Annotated in this window: 20 protein-coding genes and 1 riboswitch; of the genes, 16 read left to right on the top strand and 4 right to left on the bottom strand. The window is 69.0% G+C overall.

Going from position 1 to position 19312, the window contains the following annotated elements:
• The 3 genes from JHN45_RS40215 to JHN45_RS40225 all read left to right on the top strand — a co-directional run.
• Positions 1 to 862, top strand: an 862-nt coding sequence (locus tag JHN45_RS40215) for a cbb3-type cytochrome c oxidase subunit I (RefSeq protein WP_201054401.1), incomplete at its 5' end; no start/stop codon positions are given.
• Entirely contained in the window at positions 859 to 1257 is a 399-nt protein-coding gene (locus JHN45_RS40220) for a cytochrome c oxidase subunit 4 (RefSeq protein WP_200711608.1), read from the top strand. The genes JHN45_RS40215 and JHN45_RS40220, both read left to right, overlap by 4 nt.
• Before the next feature lie 130 nt (positions 1258 to 1387).
• Positions 1388 to 2653, top strand: a complete 1266-nt coding sequence (locus tag JHN45_RS40225; RefSeq protein ID WP_200711607.1) for an Ig-like domain-containing protein — start codon at positions 1388 to 1390, stop codon at positions 2651 to 2653.
• 116 nt (positions 2654 to 2769) lie between these two features.
• Here JHN45_RS40225 and JHN45_RS40230 read toward each other — a convergent pair whose 3' ends face one another.
• Positions 2770 to 3171 carry a hypothetical protein gene (locus tag JHN45_RS40230; RefSeq protein WP_200711606.1) on the bottom strand — a complete coding sequence of 134 codons (402 nt, stop codon included), beginning with the start codon at positions 3169 to 3171 and terminating at the stop codon, positions 2770 to 2772.
• A gap of 187 nt (positions 3172 to 3358) precedes the next feature.
• On the opposite strand from JHN45_RS40230, the gene JHN45_RS40235 reads away from it, so the two are divergent.
• From JHN45_RS40235 to JHN45_RS40265, 7 genes are all read left to right on the top strand, one after another.
• Positions 3359 to 3979 carry a heme-copper oxidase subunit III gene (locus tag JHN45_RS40235; RefSeq protein ID WP_019067823.1) on the top strand — a complete coding sequence of 207 codons (621 nt, stop codon included), beginning with the start codon at positions 3359 to 3361 and terminating at the stop codon, positions 3977 to 3979.
• An 80-nt stretch (positions 3980 to 4059) separates the two neighbouring features.
• The gene (locus JHN45_RS40240) at positions 4060 to 4869 is read left to right on the top strand and encodes a c-type cytochrome (RefSeq protein WP_019067822.1); all 810 of its coding nucleotides are present in this window, start codon (positions 4060 to 4062) and stop codon (positions 4867 to 4869) included.
• Positions 4866 to 5921 (top strand): ubiquinol-cytochrome c reductase iron-sulfur subunit, encoded by a 1056-nt coding sequence (locus JHN45_RS40245; protein WP_200711605.1) that lies wholly within the window; start codon positions 4866 to 4868, stop codon positions 5919 to 5921. Before JHN45_RS40240 ends, JHN45_RS40245 begins: the two co-directional genes overlap by 4 nt.
• Positions 5918 to 7549, top strand: a complete 1632-nt coding sequence (locus tag JHN45_RS40250) for a cytochrome bc complex cytochrome b subunit (RefSeq protein ID WP_200711604.1) — start codon at positions 5918 to 5920, stop codon at positions 7547 to 7549. Before JHN45_RS40245 ends, JHN45_RS40250 begins: the two co-directional genes overlap by 4 nt.
• 133 nt (positions 7550 to 7682) lie before the next feature.
• On the top strand, positions 7683 to 8747 hold the full coding sequence (gene trpD, locus JHN45_RS40255) for an anthranilate phosphoribosyltransferase (protein WP_201054402.1): 1065 nt from the start codon (positions 7683 to 7685) through the stop codon (positions 8745 to 8747).
• An 83-nt stretch (positions 8748 to 8830) separates the two neighbouring features.
• Positions 8831 to 8947, top strand: a riboswitch (SAM riboswitch).
• Positions 8948 to 9113: 166 nt separating this feature from the next.
• Positions 9114 to 10475, top strand: coding sequence for an aminotransferase class V-fold PLP-dependent enzyme (locus JHN45_RS40260; protein WP_201054403.1), 1362 nt, complete (start codon positions 9114 to 9116; stop codon positions 10473 to 10475).
• A gap of 171 nt (positions 10476 to 10646) precedes the next feature.
• A complete protein-coding gene (locus JHN45_RS40265; RefSeq protein ID WP_201054404.1) occupies positions 10647 to 11189 on the top strand; it encodes a hypothetical protein in 543 nt (180 codons plus the stop codon).
• A 27-nt stretch (positions 11190 to 11216) separates the two neighbouring features.
• On the opposite strand, the gene JHN45_RS40270 is transcribed toward JHN45_RS40265, so the two are convergent.
• Positions 11217 to 11498 carry an Lrp/AsnC family transcriptional regulator gene (locus JHN45_RS40270; RefSeq protein WP_019062383.1) on the bottom strand — a complete coding sequence of 94 codons (282 nt, stop codon included), beginning with the start codon at positions 11496 to 11498 and terminating at the stop codon, positions 11217 to 11219.
• Positions 11495 to 12280: a rhomboid family intramembrane serine protease gene (locus JHN45_RS40275; protein WP_201054405.1), complete on the bottom strand. Its 786-nt coding sequence runs from the start codon at positions 12278 to 12280 to the stop codon at positions 11495 to 11497. The genes JHN45_RS40270 and JHN45_RS40275 overlap by 4 nt, the downstream gene beginning before the upstream one ends.
• A gap of 161 nt (positions 12281 to 12441) precedes the next feature.
• On the opposite strand from JHN45_RS40275, the gene JHN45_RS40280 reads away from it, so the two are divergent.
• The 5 genes from JHN45_RS40280 (at position 12442) to JHN45_RS40300 (ending at position 17770) form a co-directional block, all read left to right on the top strand.
• Positions 12442 to 12681, top strand: a complete 240-nt coding sequence (locus JHN45_RS40280; protein ID WP_019067815.1) for a hypothetical protein — start codon at positions 12442 to 12444, stop codon at positions 12679 to 12681.
• Between the two features lie 37 nt (positions 12682 to 12718).
• A complete protein-coding gene (locus JHN45_RS40285) occupies positions 12719 to 14062 on the top strand; it encodes an NYN domain-containing protein (RefSeq protein WP_200711600.1) in 1344 nt (447 codons plus the stop codon).
• 210 nt (positions 14063 to 14272) lie between these two features.
• Complete coding sequence (locus JHN45_RS40290; protein WP_200711599.1) at positions 14273 to 15307, top strand: C40 family peptidase; 1035 nt, start codon at positions 14273 to 14275, stop codon at positions 15305 to 15307.
• A gap of 220 nt (positions 15308 to 15527) precedes the next feature.
• The gene (locus JHN45_RS40295; protein ID WP_200711598.1) at positions 15528 to 16550 is read left to right on the top strand and encodes an NlpC/P60 family protein; all 1023 of its coding nucleotides are present in this window, start codon (positions 15528 to 15530) and stop codon (positions 16548 to 16550) included.
• A 29-nt stretch (positions 16551 to 16579) separates the two neighbouring features.
• Positions 16580 to 17770: a hypothetical protein gene (locus tag JHN45_RS40300; protein WP_307783329.1), complete on the top strand. Its 1191-nt coding sequence runs from the start codon at positions 16580 to 16582 to the stop codon at positions 17768 to 17770.
• Here JHN45_RS40300 and JHN45_RS40305 read toward each other — a convergent pair.
• On the bottom strand, positions 17758 to 18288 hold the full coding sequence (locus tag JHN45_RS40305; RefSeq protein ID WP_201054406.1) for a PadR family transcriptional regulator: 531 nt from the start codon (positions 18286 to 18288) through the stop codon (positions 17758 to 17760). The genes JHN45_RS40300 and JHN45_RS40305 overlap by 13 nt on opposite strands.
• 90 nt (positions 18289 to 18378) lie before the next feature.
• On the opposite strand from JHN45_RS40305, the gene JHN45_RS40310 reads away from it, so the two are divergent.
• Positions 18379 to 19312: MATE family efflux transporter (locus JHN45_RS40310; RefSeq protein WP_307783330.1), on the top strand; the 934-nt coding region annotated here is incomplete at its 3' end.

Genomic DNA, 19312 nt, shown 5'->3' on the forward strand with positions numbered 1-19312 from the left:
GCCGATGTTCGGCTACATGGGACTGGTCGCCGCGACCATCTCCATCGCCGGCCTCTCCGTGACGGTGTGGGCCCACCACATGTACGTCACCGGCGGAGTGCTGCTCCCGTTCTTCTCCTTCATGACGTTCCTCATCGCCGTACCCACCGGCGTGAAGTTCTTCAACTGGATCGGAACGATGTGGAAGGGGTCCCTGTCCTTCGAGACCCCGATGCTCTGGGCGACGGGCTTCCTGATCACCTTCACCTTCGGTGGTCTGACCGGTGTCATCCTGGCCTCGCCGCCGATGGACTTCCACGTCTCGGACTCGTACTTCGTCGTCGCGCACTTCCACTACGTGGTGTTCGGCACGGTCGTGTTCGCGATGTTCTCCGGCTTCCACTTCTGGTGGCCGAAGATGACCGGCAAGATGCTCGACGAGCGCCTCGGCAAGATCACCTTCTGGACGCTGTTCATCGGCTTCCACGGCACCTTCCTGGTCCAGCACTGGCTGGGTGCCGAGGGCATGCCCCGTCGTTACGCGGACTACCTCGCGGCCGACGGCTTCACCGCCCTGAACACGATCTCGACGATCAGCTCCTTCCTGCTCGGCCTGTCGATCCTGCCGTTCCTCTACAACGTGTGGAAGACGGCCAAGTACGGCAAGAAGGTCGAGGTCGACGACCCGTGGGGCTACGGCCGTTCGCTCGAATGGGCGACGTCCTGCCCGCCGCCGCGGCACAACTTCCTCACCCTGCCCCGCATCCGCAGCGAATCCCCGGCGTTCGACCTGCACCACCCGGAGATCGCCGCTCTCGACCAGCTCGAGAACGCGCACCACGCTGACAAGGCCCTCGCCGGCGGCAAGGAGGCGGGCAAGTGAAGGTCCAGGGCTGGATGTTCATGTGGCTGAGCGCCTTCGTGCTCGCCATGGCGGTTGTCTACGGCCTCTGGTCCAAGGAGGCGGCCGGTACCACGGCCCTCTTCATGGCCTTCGGCCTCTGCGTCATGATCGGCTTCTACCTGGGCTTCACCGCCCGGCGGGTCGACACGCTGGCGCAGGACAACAAGGAGGCCGACGTCGCGGACGAGGCCGGCGAGGTGGGCTTCTTCAGCCCGCACAGCTGGCAGCCCCTCGCCCTCGGCATCGGTGGCGCGCTGGCCTTCCTCGGCGTGGCCATCGGCTGGTGGCTGCTGTACTTCTCGGCGCCGCTCATCGTGCTCGGCCTGTTCGGCTGGGTCTTCGAGTACTACCGCGGTGAGAACCGCACCCAGTAGCACACGCGGCACGCACCCGAGCCCGGACACTCCGTCAGGAGGGTCCGGGCTCGTGCTTTTGCCGCAGTCCCGGTCCCTCATCCGAGTGACCCAACGCGCCGCCGCTGACGAAGCTTCATAGCGTGAGGCCATGAACCACTCTCCGCGCATCCGCACCGTCGTCAGCTGCACCCTGCTGGTGATCTCCCTCGGCGCGGGTTTCACCGCCTGCGGGTCCGGCGGCGGCAACCCGCTGTCGGACAAGCCGTACGACGCGGCGGGGCAGATCTCCTTCAACGGCCCGTCCGGCAAGGGCAAGAAGGCCGACCCCGACAAGCCCCTGGAGGTCACCACCTCCGAGGACGACGGACGGATCACGGACGTCACGGCCACGGACGCCACGGGGCGCTATGTCACGGGCGAACTCAACGCCGACGGCACCCGCTGGCGCAGCACCTCTCCGCTGGCCGCCAACGCCCACTACACGGTGCGGGTGAGCACGGAGGACGAGGACGGCGCCCCCGGCCGCAAGGTCCTCACCTTCGACACCACCAGGCCCACCACCAAGAAGAGCCTGACCGTGAAGTTCGGTCCGGACGCGGGCACCTACGGCGTCGGCCAGCCGATCACCGCCCAACTCAACAAGCCCGTCAAGGACAAGGCACAGCGGGCCGTCGTGGAACGCGCCCTCAGGGTGGACTCCGTGCCCGCCGTGGAGGGCGCCTGGCACTGGGTGGACGACAAGGAACTCCACTACCGCCCCAAGGAGTACTGGCCCGCCCACGCCACCATCCAGGTCCGCAGCGACCTCGACGGCGTGAAGATCAGCGACCGCCTGTGGGGCGGCAAGTCCAAGGGGCTCAAGCTCACCACCGGCGACAAGATCATCGCCGTGACGGACGCCGCGTCCCACGAGATGACGGTCTACAAGAACGGCGAGGAGATCAACGAGATCCCCGTCACCACCGGCAAGCCCGGCTTCGAGACCCGAAACGGCGTCAAGGTCGTACTGGGCAAGGAGTACTTCGTACGGATGCGCGGTACCACCGTCGGCATCTCCGAGGGCTCCTCGGACTCGTACGACCTCCCCGTGTACTACGCCACCCGCGTCACCTGGAGCGGCGAGTACGTCCACGCGGCCCCCTGGTCCGTGGGCTCCCAGGGCTCCGAGAACGTCAGCCACGGCTGCACCGGCATGAGCACCAGCAACGCCGAGTGGTTCTTCGACACCATCCACGAGGGCGACGTGGTCAAGGTCGTCAACTCCAACGGCGACGACATGGAACCCTTCGGCAACGGCTTCGGCGACTGGAACGTCGGCTGGAAGAAGTGGCGGGGCGGCAGCGCGCTGGTCGGCGGAACGCCTGATGGTCCGAGGCCGGAAGACGCGGCACGGCTCCGCCCCGAGTCAGTGTGACCCACCTGGGGGTGACCCACTCAGGGGCGCGGGGCTGTGACATTTGCGGCTCCGCCGCGTGGGCGCGACCGGCCACGGCCGGCCCGCAGTCGCCACACACCTCGCGCCCCGAGCCACTAGGCGCTCAGTGCCCGCTTCTCCCGCAACAAAGAGGCCAGCGAGGCAGCGAACTCGACAGGGTCGACAGGCAACGTCACAGCCGCGTCCGCCCGGCTCCACGTGGCAAGCCACGCATCCTGGGGCCGCCCGATAAGCACAAGCACAGGCGGGCAGTTGAAGACCTCGTCCTTCACCTGACGGCACAGCCCCATGCCACCCATCGGCACGGACTCCCCGTCGAAGACACAGACGTCAACACCACCCCGATCCAGCTCCTTGACGACCGCAGCCTGCGTCGCACACTCCAGGAACTCCACCAACGGTGCGTCGGGAGCCGGCCTGCGCCCCGCGGCCAGCCGGACTTGCTCGCGGGTGTTGGAGTCGTCGCTGTAGACGAGCACCGTGGCAGTCGGCTGCATTGTTCCTCCGCGTCGTTGGTCGGGAACTTCGGAAACCTCGGGTACCGATGCGGCGGATGCTACTCCCTTGAACACCCCGTCAACACCTGTTGGAACACCCCTGCGATGGGCCATACGGGCAGTACACACGCTGCGAACACTCCGAACGGCACCCCCCGGAGTGAGGGCGGGATAAGCGACCGACATAATGTCGGTCGTGGCGACAGCAACGACAGTAGAAACCGGGCACGCGCACCCGTCGGTCAACCGGCCGAACCTCACCAGCGTCGGAACCATCATCTGGCTGAGTTCCGAGCTGATGTTCTTCGCGGCCCTCTTCGCGATGTACTTCACCCTGCGATCGGTGACCGGTCCGGATCACTGGAAGGAGATGGCGAGCCATCTCAACCTTCCGTTCTCCGCGACCAACACCACGATCCTGGTGCTCTCCTCCCTCACCTGCCAGCTCGGCGTCTTCGCCGCCGAGCGCGGGGACGTGAAGAAGCTCAGGGGCTGGTTCATCATCACGTTCGTGATGGGTGCGATCTTCATCGGCGGTCAGATCTTCGAGTACACGGAGCTGGTGAAGAAGGACGGCCTGTCGCTGTCCTCCGACCCGTACGGCTCGGTGTTCTATCTGACCACCGGCTTCCACGGCATGCACGTGACGGGCGGCCTCATCGCCTTCCTGTTCGTCCTCGGCCGCACCTACGCGGCGAAGAGGTTCACCCACGAACAGGCGACCGCGGCCATCGTCGTGTCCTACTACTGGCACTTCGTCGATGTCGTCTGGATCGGCCTCTTCGCCACGATCTACTTGATCAAGTAGTCGGGCCCGATCCCGCGCGCGGCCAAGAAGCGCACATTCCAGAAGCATCGACGCAGAAGATCCTGACACCGGGGTAATCCGTGAAAAAGCTCTCCACACGACGACGCCATCCGCTGGCGGCGGTCGTCGTACTACTCCTCGCGCTGGCGGCAGCCGGGGGGGCGTTCAGCCTGCTCGCGCCCGCGAGCAAGGCGCAGGCCGACGAGTCGGCTCAGTCCCTCTCCATCGACGAGGGCAAGAAGCTCTTCGCCGTCGGTTGCGCCAGCTGCCACGGCACCGGCGGTCAGGGCTCATCCGACGGGCCGAGCCTGGTGGGTGTCGGCGCCGCGGCGGTCGACTTCCAGGTGGGCACCGGCCGTATGCCGGCCCAGCAGCCGGGCGCTCAGATCCCGGCCAAGAAGGTCATCTACTCCCAGGCCGAGATCGACCAGCTCGCGGCGTACATCGCCTCGCTGGGCGCCGGCCCGGTCATCCCGACGAAGAACGAGTACGGGCCGGAGGGGTCGGACATCGCCAAGGGCGGCGAGCTGTTCCGCACCAACTGCGCCCAGTGCCACAACTTCACGGGCAAGGGCGGCGCGCTGACGCACGGCAAGTTCGCGCCGAGCCTCGAAGGCGTTGCCCCGAAGCACATCTACGAGGCCATGCAGACCGGCCCGCAGAACATGCCTTCCTTCCCCGACACCACGCTGTCGTCGAAGAACAAGAAGGACATCATCGCGTACCTCAACGCGGTCAACGGCGACAACACCGAGAGCCCCGGCGGTCTTGAGCTGGGCGGTCTCGGTCCGGTCAGTGAGGGTCTCTTCGCCTGGATCTTCGGTCTGGGCGCGCTGATCGCGGTAGCCGTCTGGGTCGCCGCTCGGACCGCAAAGGCCAAGAAGTCATGAGTAGCCAAGACATTCCAGAAGAGAACCTGCCCGCTGAGCAGGACGCGCACGGCGCGGTGTCGGTCGCGGACGAGCAGAACCCGTTCGCCGACCCGGGACTGCCGCCGCACGAGCACCGTGTCCAGGACATCGACGAGCGGGCCGCCAAGCGGTCCGAGCGCGTCGTCGCCTTCCTGTTCACGCTGTCGATGCTCCTCACGGTCGGCTTCATCGCCTCGTACGTGGCGATCCCGGCCGACAAGTCGATCTTCGTCTTCCCGATCGGTCACATCAGCGCGCTCAACTTCGCGCTGGGCCTGACCCTCGGCGGAGCGCTCTTCACCATCGGCGCGGGCGCGGTCCACTGGGCCCGCACCCTGATGTCCGACGTGGAGATCGCCGACGAGCGGCACGCGATCGAGGCGCCCCCCGAGGTCAAGGCCAAGGTTCTGGCCGACTTCAAGGAGGGCGCCAAGGAGTCGGCGCTCGGCCGTCGCAAGCTGATTCGCAACACGATGTTCGGCGCGCTGGCCCTGTTCCCGCTCTCCGGCGTCATGCTGCTGCGCGACCTGGGCCCGCTGCCGGGGACGAAGCTCCGCCACACCATCTGGTCCAAGGGCAAGCTGCTCGTCAACATGAACACGAACCTGCCGCTGCGTCCCTCGGACGTGGCCGTCGGCTCGCTCACCTTCGCCAAGCCCGAGGGCCTGGAGGAGACCGACGAGGAGTTCCAGACCGAGATCGCCAAGGCGGCGCTGATGATCGTCCGGCTGCAGCCGGAGAACATCAAGGACAAGCGCGAGCTGGAGTGGGCGCACGAGGGCATCGTGGCCTTCTCGAAGATCTGCACCCACGTGGGCTGCCCGATCTCCCTGTACGAGCAGCAGACGCACCACGTGCTGTGCCCGTGCCACCAGTCCACCTTCGACCTCTCCGACGGTGCCCGAGTGATCTTCGGCCCGGCCGGTCACGCCCTGCCGCAGCTGCGCATCGGCGTGAGCGACGAGGGTTACCTCGAAGCGCTCGGCGACTTCGAGGAGCCCGTCGGTCCTGCATTCTGGGAGCGCGGATGAGCACCAACGAGACCAACGAGCGGCGCGACAAAGCACCGGCCGGCGAGAAGATCGCCGACTGGGCGGACGGACGCCTCGGGATCTACTCCCTGGCCAAGTCCAACATGCGCAAGATCTTCCCCGACCACTGGTCGTTCATGCTGGGCGAGGTCTGCCTCTACAGCTTCATCATCATCATCCTCACGGGTGTGTATCTGACGCTGTTCTTCCACCCGTCGATGAACGAGGTGACGTACCACGGCAGCTATGTCCCGCTCCAGGGGCAGCTGATGTCGGAGGCGTTCAACTCGACGATGCACATCTCCTTCGATGTGCGCGGTGGTCTGCTGATCCGTCAGATCCACCACTGGGCGGCGCTGATCTTCCTGGCCGCCATGTTCGTGCACATGATGCGCGTGTTCTTCACGGGTGCGTTCCGCAAGCCCCGTGAGGTCAACTGGCTGTTCGGCTTCCTGCTGTTCGTCCTGGGCATGTTCACCGGCTTCACCGGTTACTCGCTCCCGGACGACCTGCTCTCCGGCACCGGTGTCCGCTTCATGGAGGGCGCGGTCCTGTCCGTGCCGATCGTGGGCACGTACCTGTCGTTCTTCCTCTTCGGCGGCGAGTTCCCGGGCGGCGACTTCGTCGCGCGGTTCTACTCGATCCACATCCTGCTGCTGCCGGGCATCATGCTCGGTCTGGTGGTCGGCCACCTGATCCTGGTCTTCTACCACAAGCACACGCAGTTCGCGGGTCCCGGAAAGACGAACAACAACGTCGTGGGCATGCCGCTGCTGCCGGTCTACATGGCCAAGGCCGGAGGCTTCTTCTTCCTGGTCTTCGGTGTCATCGCGGCCATCGCGGCGATCGCCTCGATCAACCCGATCTGGGCCATGGGTCCGTACCGTCCGGACATGGTGTCCACGGGCGCCCAGCCCGACTGGTACATGGGCTTCTCCGAGGGCCTGATCCGCTTCATGCCCGGCTGGGAGATCAACTTCTGGGGTCACACGCTCGTCCTGGGCGTGTTCATCCCGCTGATCATCTTCCCGCTGGTCCTGGTCGCGATCGCGGTCTACCCGTTCATCGAGTCCTGGGTCACCGGCGACAAGAGCGAGCACCACATCCTGGACCGCCCGCGCAACGTCCCGACCCGTACGGCCTTCGGTGCCGCGTGGATCTCGTGGTACTTCGTCCTGCTCGTCGGTGGCGGCAACGACATCTGGGCCACGCACTTCCACCTGTCGATCAACTCGATCACCTGGTTCGTGCGTGTCGCCTTCTTCGTGGTGCCGGTGCTCGTCTTCATCGCCACCAAGCGGGTCTGCCTCGGCCTCCAGCGCCGCGACAAGGACAAGGTGCTGCACGGCCGCGAGTCGGGCATCATCAAGCGCCTGCCGCACGGTGAGTTCGTCGAGATCCACGAGCCGCTCAGCCAGGACGCGCTGCACACGCTCACCGCGCACGAGCAGTACGTGCCGGCCGCGATCGGCGCGACGGTCGACGAGAACGGTGTCGAGCGCAAGGTCAAGGGCACCGAGAAGCTGCGCGCCAAGCTGAGCGAGGCGTACTACGGCGAGGAGTCGCAGATCGCCAAGCCCACTGTCGAGGAGTACAAGGAGATCACGAGCGGCCACGGCCACCACTGATCGCTGAGGCGTCGCCACGCCACAGTCGAAGGGCCCCGTCCGAACACCGGACGGGGCCCTTCGCCGTGCCCGGTGCTGGATAGGGTGGGCATGTCCAATGAACGATGTTTCTACGACTCTCAGGAGCGGCCGTATGAGCGCTGTGACCCCCGCTGGAGGCGACACCGCGGCGGCCCGTTCCTGGCCCGACGTACTGAGCGCGCTGCTGGCCGGACAGGATCTGAGCACCGCCGACACGGCGTGGGCGATGGACCGCATCATGAGCGGTGAGGCCGCGGACGCGCAGATCGCGGGTTTCCTGGTGGCGCTGCGGGCCAAGGGCGAGACGGTCGAGGAGATCACCGGTCTCGTCGAGACGATGTACGCCCACGCGAAGCCGCTGGACATCCCGGGTCCCGCCGTCGACATCGTCGGCACGGGCGGCGACCGGGCCAAGACGGTCAACATCTCGACGATGTCCGCGATCGTGATCGCCGGTACGGGTGCGAAGGTCGTCAAGCACGGCAACCGGGCCGCGTCCTCGGCGAGCGGCTCCTCCGACGTGCTGGAGAAGCTCGGCATCAATCTGAACCTGCCGACCGAGCAGGTGGCGCGGGTGGCGGCGGAGGCCGGGATCACCTTCTGCTTCGCGGCCAAGTTCCACCCGTCGATGCGGTTCGTCGGCGCGGTCCGGGGGGCGCTGGGGATTCCGACCGCGTTCAACCTGCTCGGCCCGCTCACCAACCCGGCGAAGGTCACCTCGTCGGCGGTCGGCTGCTTCGACACCCGCATGGCCGGGCTCATCGCGGGCGTGCTCGCCGAACGCGGCTCCTCCGCGCTGGTGTTCCGCGGCGACGACGGCCTCGACGAGCTGACGACCACGGCCACCTCCCGGGTGTGGATCGTCCGCGACGGCAAGGTCACCGAGGAGTCCTTCGACCCCCGGGACGTGGGCCTCGAACTGGTCCCCGTGGAGGCCCTGCGCGGCGCCGACCCCGAATACAACGCGGGTGTCGCCCGCCGTCTCCTGGACGGTGAGAAGGGCCCGGTGCGGGACGCCGTACTCCTGAACTCGGCGGCTGCCCTGGTGGCGCTGGAGCGCGGGGACGGGCCGTTGGCGGACCGGATCAGGGCCGGGATGGAGAAGGCGGCCGAGTCGATCGACTCGGGGGCGGCCAAGCGCACGCTGGAGCGCTGGGCGGCGGCCACCAACGCGTAGCGGTAGGCGGTACGGCGGTCGTCGTCCCGCGATCCGGACACGGGTTGCGGGACGACGATCACTTCACGTAAGTTTTTGGACCAGGTCATGAGTGACAGTCATGAGGCCCCGGCCGACTGTCCGGCAACCCTCCGTCCGTGGCGGGGTGCCCCGGGTGAAGACCAGGCCGTAGGCAGCGAGGTCTGCGGCAAGCGCGGGCCCCTCGAAAGACACCAGGGGTCCTGGTCATCGAGGGAGCCCTCTGTGAGCAAGCGAATGCGATAGGGCGTCGAGCCCCGCCTCCGCACACCCCCTTTCACCCCCTCCGTGCTTGAGCCATGTCCCGCTCGCACGGCGGAACCGCCTTGCCTCTCACAGGAGTTCGCCATGTCTGTCTCCACCACGGCCACCGCCACGACGCTTTGTGCCCCACTGCCCGTTCTCGGCCGGGATGTCACCGTCCCGCTCGTCACGGGCGGCGAGGTCACCTACGCGGCGCTCGACTACGCGGCCAGCGCCCCCGCCCTGCAGCGCGTCTGGGACGACGTGGCGGCGTACGCCCCGTACTACGGCAGCGTCCACCGAGGCGCCGGCTACCTCTCCCAGCTCTCCACGGACCTCTTCGAGAACGCGCGCAAGACGGTCGAGGAGTTCCTGGACTGCCGCCCCGACGACCAGCTGATCTTCACCCGCTCCACCACGGACTCCCTCAACCTCCTCGCCGCGGCCCTCCCCGCCGACTGCCAGGTCTTCGTCTTCGAGACCGAGCACCACGCGTCCCTGCTGCCCTGGAAGGACGCCCGGGTCACCTACCTCAACGCCCCCCGCACCCCGGCCCAGGCTGTGGCGACCTTGGAGCAGGCCCTCGCCGCCCGCGACCCCTACGGCCCGGCCCTCGTCTGCGTCACCGGCGCCTCGAACGTCACCGGCGAACTGTGGCCCGTACGGGAGTTGGCGACCGCGGCGCACGCCCACGGCGCCCGCATCGTCCTGGACGCCGCCCAACTCGCCCCGCACCACCCGGTGTCCGTCCAGGACCTCGACGTCGACTGGATCGCGTTCTCCGGCCACAAGCTCTACGCCCCCTTCGGCTCCGGCGTCCTCGCCGGCCGCGCCGACTGGCTCCAGGCCGCCGACCCCTACCTCGCGGGCGGCGGCGCCAGCCGCAAGGTCACCCGGCGCGAGGACGGGGGAGTGGACGTCGAGTGGCACGACAGCGCCGCCCGCCACGAGGCCGGCTCCCCGAACGTCATCGGCGCCTACTCCATCGCGTCGGCCTGCAAGGCCCTCACGGAGGCGGGCTTCGATACGCTGGTCGCCCGCGAGCAGCACCTGATCGCCGAGGTCCGCGCGGGCCTGGCCGAGGTCCCCCAGGTCAAGATCCTGTCCCTCTTCGGCGACGACGCCCCGCGCGTGGGCGTGATCTCCTTCGTCGTCGACGGCTGGAACAGCTCCCACTTCGCAGCCGCCCTCTCCGCCGAGTACGGCATCGGCGTCCGCGACGGCCTCTTCTGCGCCCACCCCCTGCTGCGCACCCTCCTGGGCACCGACCCCCAGACCCAGGGCGAATGCGGCGCCCCCGAGGCCGCCCCAGGCGAAAAGTCCCTCAACGCGATCCGCGTCAGCTTCGGAGCGGGCACCCCGGACGAGCACGTGGAGCGCTTCGTGACGGCGGTACGAGAACTGGTGACCGACGGCGCCAAGTGGAACTACCGCACGGAGAACGGCCGTTGCGTGCCCACGGTGTGATGCAACAGGTCTCAGGGGCAGCCCACCCAGGGGCGCGGGGCTGTATCGATTTACGGCTCCGCCGCGTGGGCGCGACCAGCCACAACGCACGGTCACCCGCAAACGATCCGCGCCTCTCCCCCATCGCGCGCTCTGGCCGTGATTTCGACATCCGCGATCTAATACGCGGTGATGGACGCGAGCGTGGTGGGACTGGTGGGCGCGGCGGTCGGCGCGCTGGGGGCCGCGGCCGGCGGCTGGGTTTCCGTGCTCGGTCAAGGGCGCCAGCAGCAACGGCAGTTGCAGGCGGACCGGGAGCACCGGCGCGAAGCCGCACGTCGGGAGGCGTACGGCGCGTGTATCGCAAGCACGAAGCTGCTGTCGAATGCGTGGTGGCGGTTTTCCGACGTCGTCTGGACGGAGCAATCCACGCCCGAGCAGTGGCGGACCGCCTTCGCCGAGGTGCACGAGGCATGGACCCGATTCAGCACCGCGGTCGCGGCCGTTGCCGTCGCTGGGCCGGTGGCGGCCGCGGAGGCGGCCGAGGAACTACGCGTGGCCATGTACGAGTGGGAGAAGGCGGGGATGGACTGGTACGCGGCGGCCCGGCGGGAGGGGCACGGCCGACTCGATGAGTACGCCGCGCGTTTCCAGCAGGCATGGCGAGCGAAACGCGCTCCGGACCGCACCTTCCAGCAAGCCGCTCGAAAGGCTCTCGGGACGGAGGAGCCATGACCAGTCCGCCCAGTCACGCGAGCAACCTCAAGAATCCAGCCCAATGGCGAACGCAGCCTCAAGATCATGCTGTGAGTACGTCCGGAACGCCACGTGCGTGTCCGTGCCCTCGACGCCCGGGATCTTGCTGATCCGGCCGGGGATGACCTCGGCCAGATCCTCGTGCTGTCGCACCCGCACCATCGCGATCAAGTCGTACGTACCGGTGACGGAGAAGACCTCGCTCACGGATTCGAGCGCGGCGATCGACTCGGCGATCTCCGGAATCCGGTCCACGCTGGTCTTGATGAGGACGATCGCGGTGATCACGGCTGGTTCTCTCCCTCGGGGACCGTTGCTGGGGCGGCCCTCACTCTAGTCGCCCTCCCGTCGCCCACCACCGCCCTTCCAGAGCCGCCCTTCGGGCCCTTCCTTTTTCCGAATCTGACCCACGCGTAGCCGAAGCCCAGCGTGAAGCCGACCAGGTGGGCGAGGTACGCCACCCCCGGCCCCTGCGCGGCCTGCCCCGCCGCCAGCCACTGGAGGGCCGCCCAGAACGGCAGGACGACCCACGCGGGGAAGCGCAGCGGCAGGAAGAAGAGGAAGGGGAGGAGGCTCGTCACGCGGGCCCGGGGGAACAGGTACAGGAACGCCCCGAGGACCGCCGAGATCGCCCCGGACGCGCCGACGAGGGACTGCGCGGAGTCGGCGTTGGCCATCGCGTAGCCCAGCAGCGCCAGGTAGCCGCAGACCACGTAGAACAGGGTGAACTCGACCCGGCCCAGCCGCTCCTCGGTCATCGCTCCGAAGACGTAGAGGAAGAGCATGTTGCCGAGGAGATGGATCCAGCTGCCGTGGATGAAAAGGGCGGTGACCGGGGTCAGGGCCTCTCGCGCCGGGCTCGCGAACAGGTCGGCCGGTACCACTCCCCAGCGGTGGAAGTACGCCCGCTGCGCGGCGAGCAGCGCGTCCCCGGTGCCGTAGGACGGGACGAAACCCGAGGCCGGGCCCAGGACGAAGATCAGGCAGCACAGGGCGATCAGGGCGTATGTCATCGGTGTCGAGGTGTTCCGGAGGGCTCTGACGGCCGCTGTCGCCCAGGTGCTGATCATGGACACAGAGCATGACGTAACGGGACGCACCGGGTCAGGGTGCCTCGCCGCTGTGGACGACCGAGCGGCGAGTACCCGCCAGGCCGTAGGGTTACGAGCCACACTCGCCGGGCAAACCGGCGATCACGGAAACTGGAACAAGAAGGAAGCGGACAGCCACGATGACGGTACCCCTGCCGACCGCCTCGACGCGGTGGCGCTGCACCCTCTGCGGCAACCTCACGCGCTTCGACGTGACGCGTTCGTCGAAGGTCGTGGAGTACCTCCACCTGGACCTGGCGGGTGAGCCGAAGGTGGAGGAGCGCGAGGTGGTCAGTGAGACCATCGAGTCGGTGCGCTGCCGCTGGTGCAACGCCGTGGATCAGGTGGAACTCGTGGACAGGCCGGGCGCCGGCTCCTGAGAGGGAGCGGCCCCGCACACGTATTGGGGTGTGAGGGATGGTGGAGAACTCAGGCGGGGGGCCGGGCGACGGCGCCGCCGAGGTGCTCGACCGTCCGCTGCCCGACGGCGTGCGCAGGAGAGTCGTACAGATCGTGTCGGACGGCTTCGGCGGCCTGACCGTCGCCGAACTGCCCGCGCAGCTACGACAGTACGCCCGCTTCGCCCCCAACCGGCGCGCCAAGTTCGCCGGCAACGCGATGGCCGCCGCGCTGGAGACCGATCCGCTGTTCCGGCAGCGTATCGGGGAGAAGCTGAGAGAGACCCAGCCGGAGCTGACCGGCGCCCTCGACTCCGGCTCGCCGCCCCCGGCCGCGGATCCGCTCGACGTGGCGGCCGCGGCCTATGTTCTGCGCCCCACCGGCTGGGTGAAGCTGGTGACCGCCGCCGGCGAGGAGGCGCTGCGCGCCGACGCCGAGCGCGCCGACGAGGAGAGCCGGGCCGAACTGGAGCGGCTGCGCGAGGAGTTGGCGCAGGCGCGGGACGCGACCCGGTCCGAGACGGAGCGGCTGCGCACCGAGCTGGACGCGGCGAAGAAGGAAGCGGAATCGCTTCACCGCAAGCTGCGGTCGGCGCACAGCGACATCAAGCGCGGCGAGGCCGCCCTGCGCAAGCTGCGGGCCGAGACGGACACCGCGCGCACCGAGGGCCAGGCGCAGCTGTCCGCGGCCGAGAGCGAGGGCCGGCGGCTCAAGGCCCGGCTCGCCGAGGCGGAGGCGGCCCTGGAGGCCACCCGCAAGGCGGCCCGGGAGGGGCGCAGCGTCGAGGACATGCGGGTACGGCTGCTGCTGGACACCGTGCTGGAGGCGACCCAGGGGCTGCGCAGGGAGCTGGCGCTGCCGCCGGTCTCCGTACGGCCCGCCGAGACCGTCGACGCGGTCGAACCGGGACGAATGACCCCGAAGGACATCGCGGCGCGGGCGTTGTCCGAGAACGACCCCGCGATCCTGGACCAGTTGCTCGCGCTGCCGCAGGCCCATCTGGTCGTCGACGGTTACAACGTCACCAAGACCGGCTATCCCCAAATGCCCCTGGAGAAGCAGCGGTTGAGACTGCTCGGGCAGCTCTCGCAACTCGCCGCGCAGACCGGCGCCGAGGTCACCTGTGTCTTCGACGGGGCCGAGCTGGCCGCGCCGGTGCTGCTCGCGCCGCCGCGCGGGGTGCGGGTGCTGTTCTCCAAACCGGGCGTCACCGCCGACGAGTTGATCCGCCAGCTGGTGCGCGCGGAGCCGCCGGGCCGGCCGGTCATCGTGGTGTCGACCGACCGCGAGGTGGCCGACGGCATCGCGAAGGCGGGCGCGCGGCCCGTCGCTTCTGCGGTACTCCTCAAGCGACTGTCGTGAAGGTCAACGTACAGGTTTAATGCCGGAATTGACCGATCGGTCACGCAACGTAGCGTCAATCGACCATCACTGCATGTTGGTTATGTGCAAAGAATGCTTTGAGTGACGGCATTTTTTCGTGTGAGGATTTGAACTGATCACAGGAACGTCACTAGGGTCGTGCCTCGAACCTCCGAACGGGTGATCACTCAATAGAAGGAGCTCGACTCCGTGGCGTCCCATCGTCGACCGAAGCAGCCGAGCCGCACGCGTGTGACTGTGCTGACCACCGCAGCCGCAGCCGCCGTTGCCTTCAGCGCTCAGGCCGCAAACGCCGCGCCGAGCGAGAAGCCCAGCAAGGACGAGGTCAAGTCGAAGGTCGACGCCCTCTACGAGCAGGCCGAGCAGGCCACCGAGAAGCTCGACGGGGCCCAGGAGAAGCAGGAGAAGCTCCAGAAGGAGATCTCCACCATCCAGGACAACGTGGCCCGCGGTCAGGAGGAGCTCAACAAGCTCCGGGACGGCCTCGGCACGATGGCCAGCGCCCAGTACCGCACCGGCGGCATCGACCCGTCGATCCAGCTGTTCCTGTCCTCGGACCCGAGCGACTACCTCGACAAGGCGTCCACCATGGACCAGTTGAGCGCTCAGCAGGTCGAGGCGCTCACGAAGATCCAGAGCAAGCAGCGCGAACTCGCCCAGGAGCGCGCGGAGGCGAGCACCAAGCTCAAGGACCTTTCCGCCACCCGCACCGAGCTCAAGAAGAAGAAGGACGAGGTCAAGGCGAAGCTGGCCTCGGCCCAGAAGCTCCTCAACACCCTGACGGCGGCGGAGAAGGCGTCCCTCGCCCAGGACCAGGCCAACGCGGCCAGCCGCTCCACCTCCCGCGTGAACCTCGGCAACACCGGTTCCGCCTCGGGCCGCGCGGCCTCGGCCTTCGCCGCCGCCCAGTCCGTGATCGGCTCCCCGTACGTCTACGGCGCCTCCGGCCCGTCCTCCTTCGACTGCTCCGGCCTCACCTCCTGGGCCTACGCGCAGGCGGGTGTCTCCATACCCCGCACGTCGGAGGCGCAGGCGAACGCCGGCACCCGGATCTACAGTGAGAGCGACCTCAAGGTCGGCGACCTGGTCATCTTCTACGGCGACTACCACCACGTCGGCCTGTACGCGGGCAACGGCCAGGTGCTGCACGCCCCGCACACCGGTGCCGTCGTGCGCTACGAGTCGATCGCCAACATGCCCTTCCAGTTCGGCGTCCGGATCTGATCCGGTCCGTATCCGGTCGTTCCGGACCGCCCGAACGGGCGAATTACGACACACCACGCTGACTCCACGCCCCGCCCATGACCTGCGTCATAGGCGGGGCGTCACGTTGTGTGCCCGCGGAGGTCTTTGGCCCGCACCCCTTCACAGAGCTACTGTCTGGCGCGTTTCCCCGCATCGGGGGAGCGGTCCGTGTCCGCCAGCGGAAGGAGTGCGGCTTCCCGTGGGATCCCGTCGTCGCCAAGCACCGTCCGGGTTCGACCGAGGCGCCAGCGCCGCGGTCTGTGTGATGTCCGCCGCCGCAGCGGCACTCGGCGCCCTTCCGGCCGGCTCCGCCGTGGCCGCGCCGCACGACGACGCCCGGGCCGAGGTGGACCGGCTCTACCAGGAGGCCGAGAAGGCGACCCAGGCCTTCGACAAGGCCGACGAGCGCGCCGGGCAGCTGCACCGGCAGGTCAGCGACGCCCAGGACCGGATCGCCCGGCAGCAGCAGCGCATCAACACCATGCGGGACGCGCTGGGTTCACTCGCCGGCGCCCAGTACCGCTCCGGCGGCATCGACCCCACCGTCGCGCTGCTGTTCTCCGACGACCCGGCCGACTACCTCGACAAGGCCTCCGTCCTCGACCGCATCACCACCGAGCAGGCGGGCGAGCTCAAGGATCTCCAGGACGCCATGCGCGAACTCGCGCAGGAGCGCAGCGAGGCCTCCGGCCACCTCGCCGAACTGGAGCGCAGCCGCAAGGCCGTCGCCGGTCACAAGAAGACCGTCGAGGGCAAGCTCGCCAAGGCCCGGCAGATCCTCAACGGGATGCCGCTCGCCGACCGCGCCGCCTTCGACCGGGCCTCCCGCTCCTCCCGCGTGGACATCCCCGACCTCGGCGCCGGCGTCCCGTCCTCGGGCCGCGCCGCCGCTGCGGTGGCCGCCGCCCAGTCCGCACTCGGCAAGCCCTACGTCTGGGGCGCCACCGGCCCCAGCGGCTTCGACTGCTCCGGCCTGATGCAGTGGTCGTACGCCCGTGCGGGCGTCCACCTCCCGCGCACCTCGCAGGAACAGCGCTACGCCGGCCACCAGATCCCGCTCTCCCAGGCCCAGCCCGGCGATCTCGTCGTCTACCGCTCCGACGCCAGCCATGTCGCGATGTACGTGGGCAACGGCCAGGTCATCCACGCCCCCTACCCCGGCGCGCCGGTGCGCTACGACCCGGTCGGCATGATGCCCGTCTCGTCGGTCACGAGGGTCTGACCGGCGCGAAAGGGTCGTACGATCGGGAAGTGACTGGTCGTAGGCGGGCGTCGCGCTCCGGAGTGCTCGCGCTGTGTCTGCTGTTCGGCTCGCTGGTGGCGTGCGGCGGGCAGCCGGCGGCGGACAGTACGAAGGCGGTGGTGCAGCGGCTGCTGGACACCCGGGCGGCGGCCGTCCTGCACCACGACGAGACGGCATACGCCCGCACCGGCGCGCGCACGGCGTACGAGAACCTGAGCGCCGTACCGCTGGCGTCCTGGTCCTACCGGCTCACCTCGCTGCACCGCACCGGCGCCACCGCGACCGCAGACGCCGACCTCAGCTACCGCGTCCGGGGCTACGACACCTCACCCGTCACCGTCGGCCGGACGCTCACGCTCCGCCTCACCGCGGACGGGCAGTGGTACGTCGACTCCGACAAGCCCGCGAAGAAGTCGGGCCAGCAGCTGTGGGACCAGGGCAAGGTGAGCGTCGTCAAGGGCGCGCACAGCCTGGTGATGGGGGTCGGGCAGTCCGTCGCCGGCCTGCGCGAGTACCGCACGCTCGCCGACCACGCCGTACCGGCCGTGTCGGGCGCCTGGGGCACCGACTGGACCCGGCACGTCGTCGTGCTTGTCCCCGGCTCCCTGGACGGCATGGCGGGGCTCCTGGGCGCACCGGCCGCGTCCTACCGGGGCATCGCCGCGGTGACGACGGGGGAGGCGGGCGGCTCGGGCGACGCCCCGGCGGACCGGATCATCGTCAACCCGGACGCGTACGCCCTGCTGGGCTCGGTCGGCAAGCAGGTCGTGCTCACCCACGAGACGACCCACGTCGCGACCCGCGCCCATACCACCCCCGCGACCCCCCTCTGGCTCTCGGAGGGCTACGCCGACTGGATCGGCTACCGCGGCACCGGCCGCACCCCCACCCAGGCCGCACCCGAGCTCTACCGCGCGGTCGAGGACGGCCACGTCCCGACCGCACTCCCCACCGACAAGGACTTCGGCTTCAGCAGCGAGGCCGGCGAGCTGGCACAGGCCTACGAGGGCGGCTGGCTGGCCTGCCGGATGATCGAGGACCGCTGGGGAGTCGGCCAACTGGGCAAGTTCTACCGGGCGGTTGGCGCCCACAAGAAGCGGGCCGGGGCGGTGGAGGACGCGATGAAGAAGGTCCTCGGCGTGAGCCTGGACGACTTCACCGCGCAGTGGCGGGACTATCTCAAGGCTCAACTCGCCTGATCCAGTTGGGTGATGGCCTCGGTGAGCCACTCCCGCTCGGCCGTGCCGGTCGCCCGCGCGACCCTCAACATGCCCTGCCGGAACAGGTCTTGGGTCTCTTCCGCCCGCACCGGCTCACCGTCCCGGTAGAAGAAACTCGCGGGGGTCTGAAGGAACTCCAGCCGGCGGCGCAGCACGTTCGCCTGCTCCTTCCGGTCCGGCAGATGCCGTAGGAAGGCCAGGACCGTGTTGAAGCGGACATGGTCGGTGATCTCGGTCTGTTTGGGGTGGCGGAGGCGTTCCAGGAGGTCCGCGCGGCCCGCCCCGGTGAGGGACAGGACGCGGCGCGGGGCCGCGCTCGTGCCGTCCTCCGTGTGCTGGTCGAGCTTGCCCGCGGTGACCAGGCGGGTGATCGCCGGGTAGAGCGCGCCGTCGCTGACCGGGCGCACATGGCCGCTGAGCGCCTTGATCCGCTCCTTCAACTCATAGCCGTGGAGCGGTTGTTCGGCGAGGAAGCCCAGGATCGAGAGCTCCAGCATGTGTCCTCCTTGCGGGCGGGATGGGGTCATGATACCTCTTATCGAGCTACCTCGATTAGAGGTAGCTCGTATCGAGGAGGTCTTGTCGCCGTGAACAGTCACCGCAAGCGGCTCATATCGCTCGCCCACCCCGTCTACCTCTCGCTCCTCGCCTCCGTCGCCGCCGGGATCATCAACACCGGCTGGGTCGCCGGGCTCGGCGGCCCGGCCGTCGCCGCGGTGGCCGTCGCGACCAGTACCGAGAACGTGCTGCTGGGCATCGCCCTGGTCTTCGCCTCCGGTACGACCGTGCTGGTCGCCCACGCGAGGGGAGCCCGCGACCCGGCGGCGCTGCGCTCGGCGGTCCGCGGCGGCTGGGCCCTGTGCGCACTGGTCACTCCGGCGGTCGTCACGGCCGGCTTCCTGCTCCGCGCCCCGCTGTCCCGCCTGCTCCTCGGCGGCGCGGGGCCCGAACTCCCGCTCGCGGTGGCCTACTTCACGATCTCCCTGCCGGGCGTCGCCGTCTTCTACGTCCAGCAACTCGTCGACGGCATCCTCAAGGGCGCCGGCGACACGAGGACCCCGATGCGCCTGGCCCTCCTGGCCAACGGCCTGATCCTGGTCTGCGACCCCTTCCTCATCCACCTCTACGGCGTCCAGGGCGCCGCCGCCTCGACCGTGCTGTGCCGGGTGCTCGCGCTGGGGGTGGGACTGCGCGCGCTGCGCCGCAACGCCGTGTTGCGGACGGCGGCCGTCCCCGCGGGGCGCGCTCCCGCCGGACCTGCCTCCGAAGGGTCCGCTTCCGGTGAACCGGTTTCCGGTGAGTCCGCGGTCGCCGGGCCCGGTCTCGCGGAGGCCGTCCTCGAGCAGCCTGCTTCCGTCGGGGCGGCTTCCGGTGAGTCCGTTGCCGACGAGCCCGGCCCTCCGGAGGCCGTCCTCGCTCGACCCGCATCCGCCGAGTCCGCAGCTGCCCAGCCCACGCCCGCTCGGCCCGCCCCCGGGATGCGGACCGCGGCGGTGCTCGAGCGTGATCTGCCCGTCGGCC

The sequence above is a fragment of the Streptomyces sp. MBT53 genome, assembly GCF_016654115.1.
Taxonomy (GTDB): domain Bacteria; phylum Actinomycetota; class Actinomycetes; order Streptomycetales; family Streptomycetaceae; genus Streptomyces.

Excerpts from the sequence above, each read along its gene's own strand:
- JHN45_RS40250 (WP_200711604.1), top strand. The coding sequence starts at position 5,918 with ATGAGCACCAACGAGACCAACGAGCGGCGCGACAAAGCACCGGCCGGC.
- JHN45_RS40265 (WP_201054404.1), top strand. The coding sequence starts at position 10,647 with ATGGACGCGAGCGTGGTGGGACTGGTGGGCGCGGCGGTCGGCGCGCTG.
- JHN45_RS40305 (WP_201054406.1), bottom strand. The coding sequence starts at position 18,288 with ATGCTGGAGCTCTCGATCCTGGGCTTCCTCGCCGAACAACCGCTCCAC.
- JHN45_RS40230 (WP_200711606.1), bottom strand. The coding sequence starts at position 3,171 with ATGCAGCCGACTGCCACGGTGCTCGTCTACAGCGACGACTCCAACACC.
- JHN45_RS40275 (WP_201054405.1), bottom strand. The coding sequence starts at position 12,280 with ATGATCAGCACCTGGGCGACAGCGGCCGTCAGAGCCCTCCGGAACACC.
- JHN45_RS40260 (WP_201054403.1), top strand. The coding sequence starts at position 9,114 with ATGTCTGTCTCCACCACGGCCACCGCCACGACGCTTTGTGCCCCACTG.
- JHN45_RS40285 (WP_200711600.1), top strand. The coding sequence starts at position 12,719 with ATGGTGGAGAACTCAGGCGGGGGGCCGGGCGACGGCGCCGCCGAGGTG.
- trpD (WP_201054402.1), top strand. The coding sequence starts at position 7,683 with ATGAGCGCTGTGACCCCCGCTGGAGGCGACACCGCGGCGGCCCGTTCC.
- JHN45_RS40245 (WP_200711605.1), top strand. The coding sequence starts at position 4,866 with ATGAGTAGCCAAGACATTCCAGAAGAGAACCTGCCCGCTGAGCAGGAC.
- JHN45_RS40280 (WP_019067815.1), top strand. The coding sequence starts at position 12,442 with ATGACGGTACCCCTGCCGACCGCCTCGACGCGGTGGCGCTGCACCCTC.
- JHN45_RS40235 (WP_019067823.1), top strand. The coding sequence starts at position 3,359 with ATGTCGGTCGTGGCGACAGCAACGACAGTAGAAACCGGGCACGCGCAC.
- JHN45_RS40225 (WP_200711607.1), top strand. The coding sequence starts at position 1,388 with ATGAACCACTCTCCGCGCATCCGCACCGTCGTCAGCTGCACCCTGCTG.